Below are 3022 nucleotides of genomic sequence, written 5' to 3'. Positions count from 1 at the left end.
GAGGTCAGCGTCTGTTGTTCAGGTTCAGTGAGAGGGGCAACGAAGCGTTTTTCCATGGTTCTGTCCGTGTCAGAAATCCTGGCATGGATATTACACGAAAACTTTAGATCAGGTACTTAGTGCGAATTATAGGGCGAGTCTTATCTCTTATCCAATGACTCCATGAACCGATGTAAAGTTTAGGTATAGGCAGGCCAGCAATATAATAACAAAAAATAGTATGGCAAGCTGCTACACCCCCGCCACAATAGACCACTTCAGAAACTCTACGCGTTAACTCCTGACGTAATTGCTTTGAGGATTTAAAATAACCATCGTTGGTTAAATTGAAAGCTGACGGGCGACAGTCTGCACCAGGAATATGTCCCGCTACAGAATCTAATGGCTCATGTTTACCAGTGAATCTGTCAAAAGAGCGGGCATCAGTCAAGCGTAAGTCCGGGCGAGCAATAATTTCTTCTGCAGAAATAAGCTGATTATTGTTATATGAAGGAGTCCAATCGGAAACAGCTGATACATCACAGCTTGCTTGAGTTATTTTCGCGCTACTGTCAACAAGTTGGCCTCCAATTGAACGCCAAGCTGCAAGGCCACCATCGAGAATTTTTACATTAGGATGGCCTGCCCAGATATATAATAGCCACCACGCTCTGGCTGCAGCTAGTGTTCCTCCTGCATCATCTAGTAACACAATCGCCTGCGAGGATGTGATGCCAAACGATTGCAATCTCTTAGTAAATGTTTCTTTTATTGGTAGTGGAAAACGGCCTTGGCTTGAGTCTTCACTTGCCATATCTCTATGTAAATCAAAATATTGGCTTTGAGGTAAATGTGCATTTTGCCAGGCACGTCTGCCCGCATTTGCGTCCGTCAAACTTGCGCGACAATCTAATATCATCATATCTTGACCTTGGTCAAGATTATACTGAAGGACGTCAGCACTAATTAATGGTGAAAAAGCCATTGCTTAGCATAACCTCATACTTTGTAATGAGCGTTTCGCGAGGTCGATATAGCGTTGCGTAGCCTGACGTTTGTTCTTAAGTTCTGATGAAGTGAGGGTCTTTACTACTTTGGCAGGTATTCCTATTATGAGAGATTCTGGCGAACAAGTGAAATTGGCCTTTACCATAGCGCACGAACCAATAATAGAGCGTGCTCCAATAACACTGTCATCCATCACTACAGCGTTCATACCTACCAAGACATCTTCTTCAAGAATACAACCATGCACTACGGCACCATGACCAATATGTCCGCGAGAGCAGATTATAGTCTCAGAACCGATAGTGCCATGCACAACGCAGTTATCTTGGAGGTTTGCGTCGCGCTTCATAATGATACGTCCAAAATCGCCTCGAAGGCTGGCTCCCGGTCCAATATAGCAACCATCATCGATGACAACATCGCCGATGATAACTGCTGAAGGATGAACGTAAGCACTGGCTGAAATTTTGGGTTGTAAGCCTTCGAAGCTATAGTTCGCCATTATTACTCCCTATTAAAAAGCATACATGTCGGTTATCTATTAGCTCACGCTAGCTGACCAGAGGCTGTGAGTGATCTCTTTTCAATTTGAGTTGATAGCCCATCACCAGCGCCCCCAAAAGAATGCCAATCAGGTCGGTAGTGATTCCGCCTGCTAGCATTGTTAGACCAGCAACTAAAGAAATTAAGCGCAAAGGCTTACTTAATGCACCGAACATCCATGCTTGTACCGCAGCTGATAGTAAGTAAATACCAATAGAAGCAGTTATGACAACGCGTGTAATTTCTAGCCAATTACCTTGCATGAGGATGGCAGGGCTATAGAAAAACATGAAGGGGACCACAAAAGCAGCGAGGCCAAACTTAAACGAGGTTAAGGATGTTTTGAGTGGATCAGTATTAGCAATGGCTGCTGCAGCGTAAGAAGCAAGTGCAACGGGTGGCGTAATAGCAGAGATGACTGCGTAATAGAAGACAAAGAAGTGCGCAATCAGCGGATCAATACCTATCTGCTGTAACCCAGGAGCAATTACGGAAGCCGCGACTGCATAAGCAGCTGTAGTAGGCATGCCCATCCCGAGTAAGATGCTTATCATCATCGCGAAAAGTAGCGCAAGAAATTGGCTGCTATCGGCGATATCAAGCATCAGTGAGGCGAAGCGTGCACCGACACCTGTTAAGGCGATAACACCTACCACCACGCCTGCACAGGCGCAGACAGCCACCAATGGAATAACCATTCTCGCTGACAGTGCTAAAGCACCCAAAATTGCTTTTGGCCCCATCCAGTGTGGTGTCAGCCATGACACCATTGCGGCGGAGACTAAAGCTAAAGTGCCCGCCCTAATAACGGAGTAGCCCATAAATAATGTACTAATCAGAATAATGATAGGGATAAAAAGGTAAGCTTGTTTAAGCAAAGGGCGAAGCTTCGGTAATTCAGCACTTCTCAGACCACGCATGCCTTTACGTTGAGCTTCCAAATCCACCATGAAATAAATAGACAGAAAGTACAGAGCGGCAGGAATAATCGCAGCGATCGCAATCTCGGTATACGGTATACCGGTCACTTCTGCCATGATGAAGGCGCCAGCCCCCATTATTGGCGGTGCAATCTGGCCTCCCGTGGAGGCAGCGGCCTCTATGGAACCAGCGCTACGCGCTGGATAGCCAACACGTCGCATCAGCGGGATAGTTAGGCTGCCGGTCGAAACAACGTTGCCTGCTGAGGTGCCGTTGATCATGCCCATTAGTCCCGAAGCAAAGACAGCGACTTTAGCTGGTCCTCCACGCGAGCGACCAGCAACTGAAAATGCAAAGTTTACAAAATACTCACCTACACGCGACTTCTGCAAAAAAGCGGCAAACGTAATAAAAAGAACAATGTAAGTAGATGAGACTGCAATAGTGGGTCCTAACCCGGATTTCTCACAGGGTATAAAAGAAAGCGGCTGAAAGTGCTATGATTTCAAGAACCTAACCAATCCATCAAGCACCAACAGCCGCTTCCAAAATGGTACCTGAAAAGCTGACC

At 46.1% G+C, this 3022-nt stretch carries 2 protein-coding genes and 1 pseudogene; all 3 read right to left on the bottom strand.

The genetic code is table 11. From position 1 onward, the window contains the following. Positions 1 to 103: 103 nt before the first annotated feature. A complete protein-coding gene (locus HUO07_RS21365) occupies positions 104 to 964 on the bottom strand; it encodes a sulfurtransferase (protein WP_176305122.1) in 861 nt (286 codons plus the stop codon). 3 nt (positions 965 to 967) lie between these two features. After that, a complete protein-coding gene (locus HUO07_RS21360) occupies positions 968 to 1489 on the bottom strand; it encodes a gamma carbonic anhydrase family protein (protein ID WP_176305121.1) in 522 nt (173 codons plus the stop codon). Positions 1490 to 1538: 49 nt separating this feature from the next. Then, positions 1539 to 2906 (bottom strand): annotated as a pseudogene (locus HUO07_RS21355) (TRAP transporter permease); the annotation flags it as partial. Positions 2907 to 3022: the final 116 nt, after the last annotated feature.

The sequence above is a fragment of the Vreelandella maris genome (assembly GCF_013371085.1).
GTDB classification, from domain to species: Bacteria; Pseudomonadota; Gammaproteobacteria; order Pseudomonadales; family Halomonadaceae; genus Vreelandella; species Vreelandella maris.
This window is presented reverse-complemented; position numbering and strand designations above follow the sequence as displayed.